The 15151-nt window shown below is 55.8% G+C and carries 13 protein-coding genes; 6 read left to right on the top strand and 7 right to left on the bottom strand.

Annotated elements, in window-relative coordinates; all coding sequences use genetic code 11:
* On the bottom strand, nucleotides 1–1626 hold a 1626-nt coding region (locus ABYT07_RS13065; protein WP_372992240.1), incomplete at its 3' end, for a HAMP domain-containing protein.
* A 412-nt stretch (nucleotides 1627–2038) separates the two neighbouring features.
* A complete protein-coding gene (locus ABYT07_RS13060) occupies nucleotides 2039–3445 on the bottom strand; it encodes an FAD-binding oxidoreductase (protein ID WP_372992239.1) in 1407 nt (468 codons plus the stop codon).
* Between the two features lie 159 nt (nucleotides 3446–3604).
* Between ABYT07_RS13060 and ABYT07_RS13055 the strand changes: the two genes are divergently transcribed.
* Together ABYT07_RS13055 and ABYT07_RS13050 are read left to right on the top strand one after the other, a co-directional pair.
* Complete coding sequence (locus tag ABYT07_RS13055; protein ID WP_372992238.1) at nucleotides 3605–4297, top strand: winged helix-turn-helix transcriptional regulator; 693 nt, start codon at nucleotides 3605–3607, stop codon at nucleotides 4295–4297.
* A gap of 192 nt (nucleotides 4298–4489) precedes the next feature.
* On the top strand, nucleotides 4490–5056 hold the full coding sequence (locus ABYT07_RS13050; RefSeq protein WP_372992237.1) for a hypothetical protein: 567 nt from the start codon (nucleotides 4490–4492) through the stop codon (nucleotides 5054–5056).
* 168 nt (nucleotides 5057–5224) lie between these two features.
* Here the strand turns inward: ABYT07_RS13050 and ABYT07_RS13045 are convergent, their stop codons facing one another.
* A complete protein-coding gene (locus ABYT07_RS13045; RefSeq protein ID WP_372992236.1) occupies nucleotides 5225–5854 on the bottom strand; it encodes a hypothetical protein in 630 nt (209 codons plus the stop codon).
* Here ABYT07_RS13045 and ABYT07_RS13040 point away from each other — a divergent pair.
* From ABYT07_RS13040 to ABYT07_RS13030, 3 genes are all read left to right on the top strand, one after another.
* Complete coding sequence (locus ABYT07_RS13040) at nucleotides 5810–6199, top strand: hypothetical protein (RefSeq protein ID WP_372992234.1); 390 nt, start codon at nucleotides 5810–5812, stop codon at nucleotides 6197–6199. The two genes, ABYT07_RS13045 and ABYT07_RS13040, sit on opposite strands and share 45 nt — an antisense overlap.
* A gap of 388 nt (nucleotides 6200–6587) precedes the next feature.
* Entirely contained in the window at nucleotides 6588–7544 is a 957-nt protein-coding gene (locus ABYT07_RS13035; RefSeq protein WP_372992233.1) for a TAXI family TRAP transporter solute-binding subunit, read from the top strand.
* A 49-nt stretch (nucleotides 7545–7593) separates the two neighbouring features.
* On the top strand, nucleotides 7594–9375 hold the full coding sequence (locus tag ABYT07_RS13030) for a TRAP transporter permease (RefSeq protein WP_372992231.1): 1782 nt from the start codon (nucleotides 7594–7596) through the stop codon (nucleotides 9373–9375).
* A 40-nt stretch (nucleotides 9376–9415) separates the two neighbouring features.
* Here the strand turns inward: ABYT07_RS13030 and ABYT07_RS13025 are convergent, their stop codons facing one another.
* From ABYT07_RS13025 to ABYT07_RS13015, 3 genes are all read right to left on the bottom strand, one after another.
* A complete protein-coding gene (locus tag ABYT07_RS13025) occupies nucleotides 9416–10726 on the bottom strand; it encodes a TRAP transporter large permease (protein WP_372992230.1) in 1311 nt (436 codons plus the stop codon).
* A complete protein-coding gene (locus tag ABYT07_RS13020) occupies nucleotides 10723–11271 on the bottom strand; it encodes a TRAP transporter small permease (RefSeq protein ID WP_372992228.1) in 549 nt (182 codons plus the stop codon). The genes ABYT07_RS13025 and ABYT07_RS13020 overlap by 4 nt, the downstream gene beginning before the upstream one ends.
* 79 nt (nucleotides 11272–11350) lie before the next feature.
* The gene (locus tag ABYT07_RS13015) at nucleotides 11351–12502 is read right to left on the bottom strand and encodes a C4-dicarboxylate TRAP transporter substrate-binding protein (RefSeq protein WP_372992226.1); all 1152 of its coding nucleotides are present in this window, start codon (nucleotides 12500–12502) and stop codon (nucleotides 11351–11353) included.
* Nucleotides 12503–12837: 335 nt separating this feature from the next.
* Between ABYT07_RS13015 and ABYT07_RS13010 the strand changes: the two genes are divergently transcribed.
* Nucleotides 12838–13482, top strand: a complete 645-nt coding sequence (locus tag ABYT07_RS13010; protein ID WP_372992224.1) for a TetR/AcrR family transcriptional regulator — start codon at nucleotides 12838–12840, stop codon at nucleotides 13480–13482.
* A 3-nt stretch (nucleotides 13483–13485) separates the two neighbouring features.
* Here ABYT07_RS13010 and ABYT07_RS13005 read toward each other — a convergent pair whose 3' ends face one another.
* Nucleotides 13486–15081, bottom strand: coding sequence for a class I adenylate-forming enzyme family protein (locus tag ABYT07_RS13005; RefSeq protein ID WP_372992222.1), 1596 nt, complete (start codon nucleotides 15079–15081; stop codon nucleotides 13486–13488).
* Nucleotides 15082–15151: the final 70 nt, after the last annotated feature.

Here is a 15151-nt window from a genome sequence, read left to right as displayed (position 1 = left end):
TATGCCGTCCATCGCACGCGCCGCCGAGCGGGCTACTTCGCCGCCGTCTTCCGCGTTCCGCTTTGCTTGCTGAGACATCTCACTGGCTTGGGTGGCACCCTCTGCCGCAGATCGTACGGAGCTGTTCAGCTCATCCATGGCGGCGGCAGTTTGTTCTAGTGTCGCGGCCTGTTTTTCGGTGCGCCGAGCAAGATCATCTGCTGCACTGCTGATGTATGACGTTTCATTGCGAATTGAGACGGCGTTAAGTGTAACGGCACCTATCGTCTCGCGCAGCGAATGGATTGCAGCGTTGAAGTCCTGTCTGATTCTTTCGTACTCTTTTGGAAAGGGAGCATTGATATCGCTCGTCAGATCGCCGTCCGACAATCGCTTCAAAGATTTTCCTAACGTTTCAACAACCATGGCTTGTTCATCCGATCGCGCTTTTCTTTCCGCTTCGACTTGCGCCTGATGCACCGCACGCTCTTTTGCTATCTTGTCCTCGCGATCTCGCTCCTTTGCTTCGATTTCAGCAAGGCGTACGCGTTCCATTTCGTCACGCGCGCGTGTTTCGTGCTCTTGCCGGGCGGCTTTCTCTTGGGCAGCGGCTTCGCGCTCACGGTCTTCTTTTTCAAGACGTTTTTGGGAGATCATGCCGTCTCTGAATATGGTCAGGGCTTGCGCCATGCGGCCGATTTCCCCGCCTGTTTTTTGAAAACCCGTGACCGGGGCCATATCGCCGTTCGCCAAACGCTCTGTCACCTTGGTGACAGCAATAAGGGGGCGCACGATCAAAATTAGCGCACCCAAAATAGATAGAATAGCAAGTGGTGCGCTTGCCCATGCGATCGTGGTCATCCGGGAATTTCCGGCCTCTGCGTATTGGTCTAAACGGCCGCTTGCATCATCTATTGCCGAAACTGATCTTCGACCAAGGCCGCGAGCGGCATCAGTGATCAGCGCGACTTCGTCTGCGGCGGCTTTGGCCGCGGAGCCGGCTACTTCGCGCGCGTCGATCACGATCTTGCGCGCAGCAAGGACACCCGTGGATGGGTCGGCCTGTTCAATCATGGTTTGGATGGCTGCGATGACTTTTGCGTCTAGCTTCAGTTTTGCTGAAAATGACTGAATCTGGGCGACCAGTTCCGCTGACCCAACGATCGCGGTTTGCAACCCCGCCATATCATCCGCAGAACTGCCCGTCAAAATCACGGAGAGTAAGCCGCCAATTGTGCCGTCCAGATCGGAAATGTTACTCACTTCCTCGAGCTTAGAAGCAATGGATGTGACAGTGGTATCAGCCGGAGACATGGAAACTTGCTGCAATACGGACCGGCCAAGTTCCGTGAGGGCCAGATGTGCCGTGACTGCAGCAGCGTTCAGAACATCGGACCCCGACAACGTCAATTCGTCGTTGATAATTTCTTGTGCACGGGTATCGACGAGCAGTTTGATACTGGCCGAGGCCGAGGATATTGCTTCTAGCAGCATCTGTTCATCATCACCGCTCAAGCCGGATGCTGTGTCACTCAGCTGGCTTAACAGTTGGTCTGCAGTTGCGGCTTTCGACGACATCTCATCGCCACTTTCTGCAACCAATATGGACGACAGGCTTTCACCAAGCGTTCCGGCCGTTTCGATCATTGCCGAACTTTGCTTCAGATTGGGAACATATTCAGCCTCGAGCGTGCTTAGCGAATTGGAAAAGTCCTGAAAAACGGACTTTCCGACCCAGATCGCCAACGCTGTCAGGGACGCCATAACGAGCAAGATTGCGCTGAACTTGATCGCGATACTGCCGAGGTTGAATGCTCTTTTAGTTTTCACAGGACGCTCTTCCGTATAGGTGGATCCCTGAACATCAGTTGTTTTGCAGGGCCGAATGAAAACTCATTAAGGCGGATATCTTTCACTGATGTTAATTGTGGCCGGTGAAAGCGAAAATAACTGCGCATAGCCTGGCGCAAATTTTTAGCGCCCCTGACATAGTCAAGAGCGCTTGCGCATGAAGTGCGATGATCATTCAAACTTGACCCAACGGCGGCGTCACCCGACCTTATATGTTGTGGTTCAGCCGGAATTGGTTCTTGGGGTCGTATGTGGCTTTGATCTGGCGAAGTTTTTCGATGTTGGACCCATAGGCCTCTGCCATGCGACCGTCGTCTGATGGCATGAAATTGACATATACGCTCCCAGCAGACGCAGGTGCTGTTCGATCAGCAAGATCCCGCGCCCAACTGATACATTTTTTGTCCTGCGCTGGATCTGACCACCGGGTATGGACGTTCATGACGAAATGCCGCTGGCGTTGCGGAAACGGTGTGGCTTCGGCGTTAACGCGTGTCATGGCACCCCCAAGATGGGCGATAAAGATTTCGGATTGCGGATGAGGCAGAGCGCAAACCGCGGCAAGCGAAATATCGATGACATCGTCGGACAGCTTCAGAAAGTCATTACTTTTCCAATAGTTACGCGCACCTGCCGTCAAAAGCGGATCGAAGGCTTGTTGCCATCCCGCATAGGGGTGCGGGCCGATCACGTCGGCTATTGGCTGCCCAAGATCGCGTAATTCTTCTAGCGCTTTTTCACCTTCTTTCATATCGCCCGCGTAGCAAGCTGCAAAGATAAGTACTTCTTTGCCATGCCATTCTTCCGGGATAAAAGGCAGCGGCGGTGCTTGTCTCATGACCGTCCAAATAGTGAGTTCATCGGGTGCGCGGGCGCAAATATCGCGATAGCTTTGCAGCAGGCTACGTGCGTCGGCCAAAGGATGCACGATCAGTCCCGACAGGACCTCGGGGCCGATCGGGTGCAGTGCAAATTCGAACGAAGAAACCACACCAAAGTTACCGCCACCGCCGCGAATGGCCCAATACAGATCGCTGTTCTGGGTGCTATCGGCGACCCGCAAAACACCATCCGCACAGACCACGTCTGCTGACAGCAGATTATCGATGGTCAGGCCGTGCTTGCCGGTGATCCAGCCAAAACCGCCCCCCAGGGTCAACCCGGCCACCCCGGTGGTCGAATTGATGCCCAAAGGCACGGCAAGGCCATGAGCCTGGGTTGCCTGATCCACGTCGGACAGAAGGCAGCCGGGCTGGACGGTCGCAGTTGCCTTGTCGGCATCGACTTTAATGTCTTTCATTTGCGATAGATCCAGCAGAACGGCACCGTCGGCAACCGCATGGCCCGCAATCTGGTGGCCGCCGCTTTTGATCGCAAGCAAGAGGTCGTTTTCGCGGGCAAAGTTCACCGTGAGCTGGATATCATTTGCATTGAGCGCCCGCACGATCTGGCTGGGGTGGCGGTCAATCATACCGTTCCACAATGTGCGCGCATCATCATAGGAACTGTCCCCCTTACCGATCAGTTCACCACTGAGGGCTTCTTTTAGGTCCGCGAGTTTACCTCGGGGGATTTCGATGGTTCCGCCGTTCAAGGCTTTGAATGTCTCGGTCATAACAGTTTCTCCCAAAAGATTTGATGCTGCTTTCAGGCTGCGCTGCGGGCCGTAAACGCACTAGTCCTGAAACTGAACCTGCCTTTTCCCGAAGGTTTGAAGCGAAACGTGGTACATTGTCTTCATGCAAAGTTGGTTTTTCCATAAAGGAGAATCGTTATGACACTTGGAAGTTATGGACAGTTTTGCCCCGTGGCGATGGCTGCCGAAATGCTCTGTACCCGCTGGACCTTGGTTCTGGTGCGCGAAATGGTGGCGGGTTCAACGCGGTTCAACGACCTTAGACGGGGTGTTCCGCGTATGTCGCCAAGCCTGCTGTCCCAACGGCTTGGGGAGCTTGAAGCCGCAGGCATTGTCAAGCGTATGCCCGTCGCGAACGAGCCGGCGGTGCATGAATACTGCCTGACAGAAGCGGGCCGTGACCTTCAAACTGTGGTCGAAGCATTCGGCCTGTGGGGGCAGAAGTGGATCGAAACCCAAGCGACGTTGAAGAACCTCGACCCGTCTTTGCTGATGTGGGATATGCGTCGCAATCTTGATCCGTCCCCTTTGCCGTCGCACCGAACAGTCGTGAACTTCAGATACCCCGAACTGGCAAAAGCGCGGCAGAATTGGTGGTTGGTCGTGGATCCCACTGCTGCGGTTGACCTTTGTTCCTCTGATCCGGGCTATGACGTTGATCTTTGGGTGACGACGGATTTGCGGACGATGACGTCAATCTGGATGGGCCTAATGCGGGTTTCTGATGCGGGTGACAAGATCCAGCTTGATGGTGATCCGGCGATTGCGCGCACAATGCAAACCTGGCTTGGCCTTAGCCCGTTTAGTGCGCAGGCAAAATTGGTGCACTGAGGCGGTTATACTTTTGGGCTGATTCAGTTTCCTGACTATCGAACGCGATCACAACACCGCACCTTTGGGGGAGTTTCGCCAGACCTTTTCGGACAGGCGACCAAAACCTAGAGGAGCTTCGATATGGTTTCGTATAATTCGCCATCCCCACAACATCCCATTTCACACCGGCAAACACGTGGGCGCACGCGCTTGAATAGTCTGCACTTGGCAGTCACCGCCGCGGTCATTTGCACTGCTTTTTCCGGTTCTGCCATCGCCCAATCGTCGCCAGATGCCATGATCGCCGACGCCCTGCGCGCAGCCCCGCCAAGTATTCTCAAAACGGCGACGGTGTCTGATCTGGCTGGCAATATCCTGCGTGAAGGCCCCAGCGATTACACCTGTTTTCCGGCACCTGACGGGATCGCTGGCCCGATGTGCATGGATTCCGAATGGCGCCGTTGGATGGCGGCGTGGATGGGGGGCACGCCCTTTACCGCCGAACGTTTGGCCATCGCCTATATGCTGGCCGGCGATTCACCAGACGGAGGGGCCAGTAACATCGACCCTGCCGCCACCTTGCCGACAGCCGATAACGAATGGATCGTCGAAGGGCCGCACATGATGCTGATCACGCCCGACCCGTCTGTTTTCGACGGTATCCCCACAACGATCAATACCGACGGCCCCTATGTGATGTGGTCAGGCACCCCTTACGTCCATCTTATGGTGCCGGTGGACAAACGCCCTGAACAGCGCAGCATCCCTTTGCAATAAGGTCGTGTTGGATGCGGCTAAACTGGCGGGCGCTAAGCGCCGTGCCTTGGTATAACAGTGCGACCGAGGGCCCATTTGAGCCATTTCGGTTGCTTGGAAAGCTAGGTCGTAACAGTTGAGGGGAACTGGTTGTACACCAGTTCCCCGATCTTGCCGCGGCTCGAAGAATTAGAATACAGCCCGCGCCATTCTGATCAGTTGAAGGGTCTCGAATGCATCGTCTTCAAGGGCAAGGACCTCTCCGTTCATAACGGTATAGCTGTACCCCGGAGCCAGTTTTGGCAGGCGATAGGCCCGCATCAATTCGGCCTGCGTTAGCGCAGCCGTAGGGGCGACTTGGATACCATTGTCCAGAATCGGAACCCGTGCCATGTCGTTGATCTGTGCCAATGCCGAATAGTTCCGGTCCTCAAGAAGCACAGGCATCCCGTCAATCAGCGCGTAGCGGTTTCCTCGGGGGGCGGGTGCAAGGTTATAGAGCTGGGCCACTTGATCCGACGTCAACAAGAACCCGGAATCGTCGATCTGGTCGATATTGCGTATCTGAACGTTCTGATCGCGCAAATAGCGGTCGCGGCGGTCCAGATAAATGCGGTCCAGCTGGTTATCGTCATAAGATACCCATTCATTGTAGGTAACGCCGTCTTTCACCAGACCGGGGGGAACGCAGGGTGGATCCTTTTTGGCAAGGCCGGGGGGGCAGTTGCGATAGGTCAGCAGGCGATCGTCATTTATGTCCTGAAAGATCACATCTTGGCCCAGCAGCGCCAAAGGCAGCGCCGAAAGCAGGGTCACCATGTCCCGACCCTGTGGGGGCTGAACCGACAAAATCTGCCTAGACGCGATCAGGCGATCTTCTTTCGACCACTTTACTCTTTCGCGGAATTTATCGTTGTTCTTATCGGCCTTCTGCTGCGTTTTGGCCGCTTTTTGCCCTCTGTTTTCGTTCGCTTTCAACGCCTTGCCGGGCTTCTTTTCAGCCTTTTGATCAGCCTTCTTATTATCTGGCTTACCGTTTTTGTTCTTCTTGTTGTGGCCTTTGCCAGCGTTTTTATGGCCGCCACCTTTTTCCTTGTCATTTTTGACGCGAATAATGTCCGCATCAAAATTGCCGGCGGCGAAATGCGCGCCGCCCAAGGTTGAGAAAGAAGGTGTGATTTTGGTTGCTGCATTGCCAGAACTGATCGCCGCGATTGAAAAGGCGGTTGCAAGCAAAATACTTTTTGTGGGCATATCGGTCGCTCCTGTATGTGAAAGTCTAAAGGCGCAAGCCCCTTTAGCGAAACATCAAGGGAGACCCGTATTGGCCCCGATGTCTTGCCATATTAACGCGGGTGCTGCTGACAAGGTTCCGAAGGCCTTAAAATGCGGCGGCGTGTTTTCGCTGGTTCGTCTTCTACGATGATCGGGGGCTTGGGAAAAACTGACCCAAGACGCGATCTGTAGGAAGTTTCGTGAACCTATAATGCACGGCTTGCCTTTCCGCTGCTAAACCATGATCTTTCACGGCAGGATGAGGGAGTGAAAACCAATGACATTTATGAAATCTGTTGGCGCTGCTGCGGTCGCGGCAGTGATGCTGACCACCAGTGCTTCGGCCGAAACGCGCATCACGTTCAAGTCTGCCAAGGCGGGCTCTTCGTATTTCCAGATGGCTGTGCAGATCGCCGAAGCCATGAAGACAGGGACCGATGGTGATATCGCGGTGACCGTCGAGGAAAGCCAAGGTTCCGTGCAAAACGTGATGGAGGTCCGTGCGCGCGGTGCTGATTATGTGTTCACCACGCCGCCAGCATTGGTCGGACTGGCCCAAGGCGGCAAAGCCATGTTCGAGGGCAAGGGCGACCCAGCCTTCGCAGACATCCGCGCGCTGTTTCCGATCCCGTCGCTCACCATGCATTTTGTGATGTCGCAAGACAGCGGCGTGACCAGCTTTGCGCAGATGGAAGGCAAGACGATCCTGCTGGGCAGCGGTTCTTTCGGGGCAACCGAGGGTGAAAAATACCTCAAGCTTTTCGGCCTCGAGGGCAAAGTGACGCTCGCTGACTCTGAACTGTCGAATGCCGTGAATGCGTTGAAAAACGGGCAGATCGACGGTTTTGTAACGGCTGGTTCTTTCCCTGCACCCAATGTGATCGAAGCGGCGGCATCAACCGGCGTTACTATTATTTCGCTTGATGACGACCAGATTGCGGCATCCAAGCGCACGCGCCTGACAATCCCTGCGGGAACCTACACAGGCCAGACAGAAGACATTACAACGACGTCCCTGCCCGTGGTTTCCTATACCACCACCAAAATGGACGATGACACGGCCTATATGTTGACCAAAACATTCTGGGAAACCCGCGAGGCGATGGCCGCAGATGCACCGTGGTGGGCCGCTGTTTCGGCTGGGATGCTTGAGAATATCACGACCCAAATCCACCCGGGTGCGATCCGGTATTACAAGGAAATTGGTGTTCCGTTGAACGACGCGCATATGTAAAAGACTTGCCTTGTCCCTTTGCGTAAAAGGGACAAGGCGCTTTGATCCCATGACATCATTTTTCTCCGGCGCAAGCCGCGTGTGGATCGTGCTTGGCGCGATCACAGCAGTATTTCACATCGGGCTGATCTTTTATGGATTGGTGCCTAACCTTGTCGCACGCCCCTTGCATATGGCGCTCATTTTGCCGTGGGTGTTTCTGTATTCTGCCAAAACGCCCCTTGAATGGTGGTCGGGTGCGTCCATTACCGCGATTGGCGTCGCGGGGTGTGTCTGGATCGCCCTGAACCAGCAAATGCTGCGCAATCAATACGGATTTCTAGAGGACCAGTTTCAGGTCGTGCTGGCCATCACCCTTTTGCTTATCGCGATGGAGGGCGCGCGCCGCATGATTGGCTGGCCCTTGCCCCTCGTGGCGCTTTGCGCCTTGCTGTACGGGTTATACGGCCAGAACATACCCGGCGAATTTGGCCATGCCGGCACCCCGTTGCGCAGTTTTCTTGGCACGCTGGTCATCGCCGAAGGCGGGCTTTGGGGCAGCCTTACGGGGGTGTCTGTGGGTGTCGTTGCGATCTTTGTGATCTTTGGCGCGGTGCTGAACGCGGGCGAAGCAGGACAAGGGTTTATGAACGTGGCCGCTGCCGCTGCGGGGCGCCTGACAGGTGGGGCGGCGAAGGTGTCAGTCTTGTCATCCGCGCTATTCGGGTCGATTTCGGGGTCAGCTTCGGCAAATGTTGCATCGACGGGTGCGATAACGCTGCCCGCAATGACCAAGCTGGGCTATCCCAAGCGCCTTGCCGCCGCTGTTGAGGCTGTGGCCTCGTCTGGGGGGCAAATCATGCCGCCGTTGATGGGTGCCGGTGCCTTTGTGATGGTTGAGCTGACCGGGGTGCCCTACACTCAAATCATGTTGGCGGCATCGTTGCCCGCGATCCTTTATTTTCTTACGGTCTGGATGGGCATCAACGCCTATGCGCAGCGCTTTGAGCTGCAAGCGGTGCCCGAAGACCAGCGCCCCAGCACGCGGGTGGTTGCGATCACGTCGATATTCTTTCTTGTGCCATTTTCGGTCCTGTTGTTTGCGATGTTTATCGCCGGTTTTACGCCGCAATATGCAGCGGTGATTGCCATATTCGCAGGCGTTGCCGTGCTGTTTTTTGATGCCACGCCCCGCATGGGGCTCCGTCAGGGTGTTGCGCGCCTTGGCGATGCCCTGCGGGCAATTGGCCAACAGGTTGCGATGATCGCTGCCATCATCATCTGCGCGTCGATCATCATCGGCGTTCTTGGCATTACAGGGCTGGGGATCAAGATCACCTCTGTCATACTTTCCGGATCCGGCGGCACCTTGTGGCCCGCGTTGCTTCTGACCGCGCTGGCTTGCCTGTTGCTTGGCATGGAGGTCCCCACCACAGCCGCATATGTCATTTGCGTTTCGGTTGCGGGACCTGCGCTGACGCAGCTTGGGCTGGAGCCATTGCAAGCACATCTGTTCGTGTTCTGGTTCGCATTGCTGTCCACAATCACCCCGCCTGTTTGTGGGGCGGTGTTTATTGCTGCGGGGATGATCGGTGAAAACTGGCTCAAGGTTGCGCTGACAGCTATGGCACTTGGTGTCGGGCTTTATATTATCCCGTTGGCCATGATCGCTAACCCCGACATGATCCGCATTGCAACCAACACGACCGGTGCATTGATCGCATTTGTCATGGTTGGCATTGGTCTGTCGTGCCTGTCTTATGCACTGATCGGGCGCGCAGGGTGGCTGCGCCGGACGCTGCTGGCTGTCGGCGGTTTCATCGCCTGTTTCGCTGGCGCATTCCTACCTTAAGGTGGAATGCGCCAGTGTTATTGCGTGGTTCTTTTGGTCCTTATCGTCCAACCCATTGAGGAAGGAATAGAACGATGTCGGGGAATGCGATCAGCGCTGCGACAATGATCAGGTCAACGACAACAAACCAGAACACACCCTTAAAGATGGTGGACAACGAGGCGAGATTTCCGACAACGCCTTTTATGACGAAAACATTCATGCCCATCGGCGGGGTGATCATCCCGATTTCCAACAGCTTGACCAACACGACGCCGAACCACAGCAGGCTGTAACCGGTTTCATCCACGATTGGCAGCACGATTGGCAAGGTAAGCAGCATGGCACCGACAGGTTCCAACATCATGCCAAGCACCAGGTAGACGCAGACGATGCCGACCATGATCAGCAGCGGCGAGGCCCCAAAGCCAAGGATCGCATCCGACAGCGCATCACCGATGCCGGACAAGGCTAGAAAGCGGGTCAGAAGACTGGCACCAACGGCGATGATCAGCAGGGCTGCCGTTGTTGTAAGTGTCTCGGTGATGGCCATGCGCAATGCCTTGAAGGTAAGCGTACGGTACAGCAGTGCGACAAGTGTAGAGAGCATTGCCCCGATTGCACCCGCTTCTGTCGGGGTAAAGGCCCCGCCAAAAAGCCCCGCAAATACCCCGATTACAATCAGCAGCACCGGCCATGTCTGGCCCAAAGCCCGGATTTTTTCCGCGCGGGTGGCGCTTGTTTTTACAGGGGGGGCAAGATCGGGGTTCATCTTTACACGGACGATGATCAACAAAATATAGGCAAACAGGGTGATAATTCCCACCACCAGACCGCCGAGAAACAGCGCGCTGACGGATTGGCGCGAAATAATGCCATACAGGATCATCAAAATCGAAGGCGGGATCAGCGCACCGATCGTTCCTGCTGCGGCCACTGTGCCGGTTGCCAGTTCTGCGCTATAGCGGTGGCGCGTCATTTCAGGCACGGCGATTTTGCCCATCGCAGCAGAGCACGCGACCGATGATCCCGTCACAGCAGCAAACCCTGCGCAGCCAAAGACCGATGCAATCGCAAGCCCGCCCGGCAAACCCGAAAGCCAGATTTGCGCCGCATTGAATAACCCCTGCGTCAGGCGTGTATGATAGCAAATAAAGCCCATGAACAAAAACGCCGGGATCGAGCTGAGCACCCATGAGTTGGCAAAGCTATAGGGCACAATCCCCAAGCTGCCCCACGCGATGTTCCAGTTGAACATCGACCACAACCCGCCAAACGACACGGCGATCAGGGAAATACCGATGGGGATGCGCATCAGGATCATCACCAGCAGAATGGCAATGAAGATGCCCGCGATCTGAAGTTCGGTCATTGCGCATCTCCGTCGGACAAATAGGGGTCTTCGACCCGCAGCGCATCAAGCCCGTGCGCGCGGCCCGTGATCATGCAAATGAATTTCCAGCCTGCCACGATGGACATCAGGCCAAAACCGATGGGAAGCGGCAAATAGGTCGGCCATGTCGCAACTTTTCCGCCTGCCTCGATGGAAAAGGATCCGCCCAGATATTTGGCCAGCGCCTCGTCTCCGGTGCGGATGGCGACCGTGGCGGTCACGATGCATGTCAGTAACAGCGCGAAACCGGCAAGGATGCTTTGTATTTTCGCCGGAAACCTTTCGGCCAGCAGTTCGACTGCGATGTGGCTATCCTTTTGCTCGACCGCAGCAAGCGGGAGAAAGGCAATCCCGACCATATAGAAGGCCGAGACATAAAGAATGGTTGAATTCAGCGGGGTCTGGAAGGCAAAGCGCATGACCACATCAATGGTGACGTGGGCGACCAGCATCAGCACCATGATGCCAGCAAGCGATGCCGTCCCCGTGATCAGCGCGGAGATCACTGACGCGATAAGTTTCATCGAAGTATCCGTATTGAGAAAAGGAGCGCGGGGCACCACGCGTTCCGCGCAGTACCCCGTTGATCAGATGATTTCGGGCTTACTGAGCGTAAGTGGCCGGATCAACCTTTGAGATCACTTCGTCCCAGAACAACTGCTGCAAGGCGTCACTGCTGTCGACGTCTTTCACCAGGTCGTTCCATTTTGCCAGCAATGGTCCAAAATCGGCTGCGATTTCTTCGGACCGCGCCACGCCGTAGGTGTCTTTGAACAATGCCGAAACTGTCTTTAGGTCGGCACGGGCAAAATCTTGCACGGCAGCCAGCAATTCCGGATCGGCCTCGTGGATGTTGATGCCATTGTTGCGTGCGTGTTCGATGGCGGCGCTGTCATCGGTGTAGAAATTCCAGGTCACATCCGCGGACATGTGGCTTCCGCCCCATAGCAGCGCTGCGCGGCTTTCGTCGTTCATCGCCTTCCAGCGGTCTGCGTTGACGTTCGCGGATGACACACCGGCAAAAGCACCGCCCGGAACGGCCAGCGTGATGTCGGTGACGACTTCGTGCAGGTTATAGTTGGTCAGTTCGGGGGCGGAAAGCATGGCACAGTCGATGATGCCTTGATCCAGCGCTTCGTAGGCTTCCGACACTGGCAGACGAACCCCTTGGGCACCAAACGCTTCGGCAAAGCGGACAAAGCCGGCACCGCCCGCCCGCAGACGTAGCCCCTTGAGGTCTTCGACCGAGGTGACTTTGACGTCTTTGCACAGCAAGTTATAAAGCGGGGTCACGCCACCGCCGGTATAGACTTGGTTCTGTGCCTTGTTCTCTTCCAAACACTCCGGGCATTTGTTGAACGAATATTCCAGCATCGCGCCCGAAAACGCCAATGGCTCTTTGCCGGTAGGGTTTTCCACCAGATTGATCAGCAGGTTCATCTCGTGCAGGAAAAGGTTGGTCGAATACTCCGCAGGGTAATATGGCGGCAGCACAAAGCCGACGTCGGCCAGACCATCCCGCACGCCGGGCGATGTCTCGGGTAGGCTAAGCAGCGACATAGCAAAGCCTGTCACGTCGATTTCGCCGCCGGACCGTTCCGCCACTGCTTCGGCATAGTCATCAACAGCGAGGCCGATGGCCGAGTTGTTGGGGTAGCCATACGCAAAGTTAAGGCGTTCTTTCGCTGTGGCCTGTCCGGCAATTGCGACAGCGGCCAGCGTTGCGGCAAGTGCGACAGAATTCTTATAGGTCATGTGTGTCCTCCCAAACATATGTCCAGCCCAAGCGACACGGCAAGATGCCTGTCGGGGCAATCAATTTCTATTTTACCCAAGGGGCCGCGCGATTTCGGGGCACAGTTACCTTTTGGCGATCCGTGCTTTGACTCGGCAACATTCTGAGTAGTATGTTTACTGTCGTGACACGGCGCTCAGGTGTCAATAGCTGTCGTTGAGGTAGTTGCGCTGACAAGAGGATCATGCATTCTTGTGCATAATGCTGATCTGAAAGTGATATGTTCACGCATGACATGCTGACAGCGCAGGGGCAGTGATGAAACAGCGCTGCTGGTATGGAGGGCTTGAACGGAATGGTCGATAATATGCAGGCGGAACGTTCAGACACGCAGACGCAAAAGGGCGATAGCCGCCAACAAATCATCGACGCTGCGGCCCAATGCTTTATGCACAAGGGCTTGGATAAAGCGACGATGGATGACATCGCCGATGTGCTGGATGCCACCAAGGGCCGTGTCTATCACCACTTTCGGTCCAAGAACGCGATATATTTCGCAGTCCACCGTCAGGCGATGCAATATTGCTTTGATGCCGTTGCGCCGGTGTTGGCGCTGTCAGTCGCCTGCGATAAAAAGCTCGAGGCGATGGCCACCGCCCATGCCCGTGTGATGATGGACACCCTACCCTATCAGCGCAGTATCCGGCTTGGTGTCGAAATCTATCTGCGGGGCTCGACCACTGAAGATGAACGCGCGGTGTTGACTGAATTGATTGGGCTGCGCAACGACTACGAAGACCTGTACCGTGACGTATTGCGCGCGGGTGTTGCGCAAGGCGTTTTGCGCGTTCCCAACATCGAGATCGCGAGCCGCGCCATCATGGGTGCCCTTAATGGGTTGGTAGACTGGTACCGGGTCCGGCCCGAACAGACCGATGCAGACCGTGATATGATCGCACAGACCCTTGCCAAGGCCGTGGTCAATGGAATGACGGTTTAAACGCTATAGCTGGTTACGCAGAATGGCTTTCACGATCTTGCCGTTGGCGTTGCGCGGCAGCGGCGTGTCGGTCAGCGTCACGAAATCAGGGGTTTTATAGTCTGCCAGATGTGCCTGAACGAACGCTTTGACGGCCGCATCATCAAGGGTTGCATCGGTCGAATGCACGAACATGTGCAGCTTTTCACCCAGCACAGGATCAGGCCGCCCGATAGCCGCGCATTCGATCACCGAAGGGTGCGCTGTCAGGGCGTTTTCCACCTCGGCCGAGTAAATGTTATAACCGCCGCGAATGATCATATCCTTGCGACGGTCGTGCAGGCTGATGAAGCCTTGGGCATCGCGCGACCCGACATCGCCGCTTTTCCAAAACCCATCCTGAAATTCGCTTTTGGTTTTCTCGGGGTTGTTCCAATATCCCGGAACAACCATTGGCCCTTTGATCCACAGTTCGCCATGTTCGCCGGTTTCGACGTCATTGCCGTTGGGGTCAACGATACGTATTTCGCCGCAGGGCACAGTGATGCCGATACTGTCAGATCGCTTGGTCCCCATTCCCAGCGGCAAGATCGTCGCAGGTGACGTCAGTTCGGTTGCGCCGTAAGCATTGACCAGCAGCAAACCGGGCAGTTTTTCCGACAGCTCTTGAATGGTGGACTGGGCCATCGGCGCGCCGCCGTACCCCCCGATGCGCCAGCTTGACAGGTCATAATCTTCGACTGCGCAGCGCAGCAGGAACAAGTTATACATCGCCGGAACCATCAGCGTCTGCGTGACCTTTTCCCGGGCAGCGAGGTCCAAAAACGCGTCGGCCTTAAAGCTGCGCATGATCACGCTGCATCCGGCTGTGCGCAGCATGGTGAACAACGTGGCGACCAGCCCGGTGACATGCGACGCGGGCACCGCCAGCAGGGACCGCTCGCCCTGCCCCAGTTCCATGCACATCTCGAAATGCATGGCAGAATGTATGATATTCAGATGCGTCAGCATGGCCCCTTTGGGCTGTCCGGTCGTCCCAGACGTATATAATATGACGGCAGTATCTTCTTCGCTCACTGTGGGGGCGTTCAATTCCCCGGAGGGCGTCAAAAGGCTGTCGTAATCCTTTGATGCCGCCACAGGACCACCAACGCAGAAGCGATGTTCTAGCTGTGGCAGATCGGGTTGCGGCGGCAATCTGTCGGCGACATCGACGTCATGGACCAAAACAGTTGCGCCGCAATCGTTCAGAATATGGGTCAGTTCAGGCGTCTGTTCGCGCACATTGATCGGCACGGCAATGGCACCAAGGCGCAGACTTGCCAGCAGAACGATCAGGAATTCAGGGCAATTACCCAGCAGTATCGCAACTCTGCTTCCTGTGCGGACACCATGCGCCATCAACCCCAAAGCAACGGCATCGACCTGTGCGTCAAGTGCGCCATAGGTCAGCCGCACCTCATCACACACAAGGGCTTCGCCTTGCCGGTTTCGCGCGACAGACTGCTTTACCATCACATTCAGATCAGAGGGCCGGTCAGAGAAGCACTTGATATCACTCCTGCCAAAATGGGTCTCATAGGACAGCAAGTCAGTGATTTTCGCAGGCCAATTTTGCATCTGGGTCTCTTTCGGTCAATTTTGACCCACCTTGCCAAAGATCGCAAACGGAACTCAAGCAGCGAATTTC

Source organism: Sulfitobacter sp., assembly GCF_041552635.1.
In the GTDB taxonomy this organism is placed as follows: Bacteria; Pseudomonadota; Alphaproteobacteria; order Rhodobacterales; family Rhodobacteraceae; genus Sulfitobacter.
The sequence above is the reverse complement of the archived record's forward strand: the minus strand, read 5'-3'. Positions and strand labels throughout refer to the sequence as shown.

What these genes read in the sequence shown, in the direction of transcription:
- ABYT07_RS13030 (WP_372992231.1), top strand. Translation starts at nt 7,594, where the DNA reads ATGACATCATTTTTCTCCGGCGCAAGCCGCGTGTGGATCGTGCTTGGC.
- ABYT07_RS13020 (WP_372992228.1), bottom strand. Translation starts at nt 11,271, where the DNA reads ATGAAACTTATCGCGTCAGTGATCTCCGCGCTGATCACGGGGACGGCA.
- ABYT07_RS13045 (WP_372992236.1), bottom strand. Translation starts at nt 5,854, where the DNA reads ATGGTGACCCTGCTTTCGGCGCTGCCTTTGGCGCTGCTGGGCCAAGAT.
- ABYT07_RS13055 (WP_372992238.1), top strand. Translation starts at nt 3,605, where the DNA reads ATGACACTTGGAAGTTATGGACAGTTTTGCCCCGTGGCGATGGCTGCC.
- ABYT07_RS13035 (WP_372992233.1), top strand. Translation starts at nt 6,588, where the DNA reads ATGACATTTATGAAATCTGTTGGCGCTGCTGCGGTCGCGGCAGTGATG.
- ABYT07_RS13025 (WP_372992230.1), bottom strand. Translation starts at nt 10,726, where the DNA reads ATGACCGAACTTCAGATCGCGGGCATCTTCATTGCCATTCTGCTGGTG.
- ABYT07_RS13010 (WP_372992224.1), top strand. Translation starts at nt 12,838, where the DNA reads ATGGTCGATAATATGCAGGCGGAACGTTCAGACACGCAGACGCAAAAG.
- ABYT07_RS13005 (WP_372992222.1), bottom strand. Translation starts at nt 15,081, where the DNA reads ATGCAAAATTGGCCTGCGAAAATCACTGACTTGCTGTCCTATGAGACC.
- ABYT07_RS13015 (WP_372992226.1), bottom strand. Translation starts at nt 12,502, where the DNA reads ATGACCTATAAGAATTCTGTCGCACTTGCCGCAACGCTGGCCGCTGTC.
- ABYT07_RS13060 (WP_372992239.1), bottom strand. Translation starts at nt 3,445, where the DNA reads ATGACCGAGACATTCAAAGCCTTGAACGGCGGAACCATCGAAATCCCC.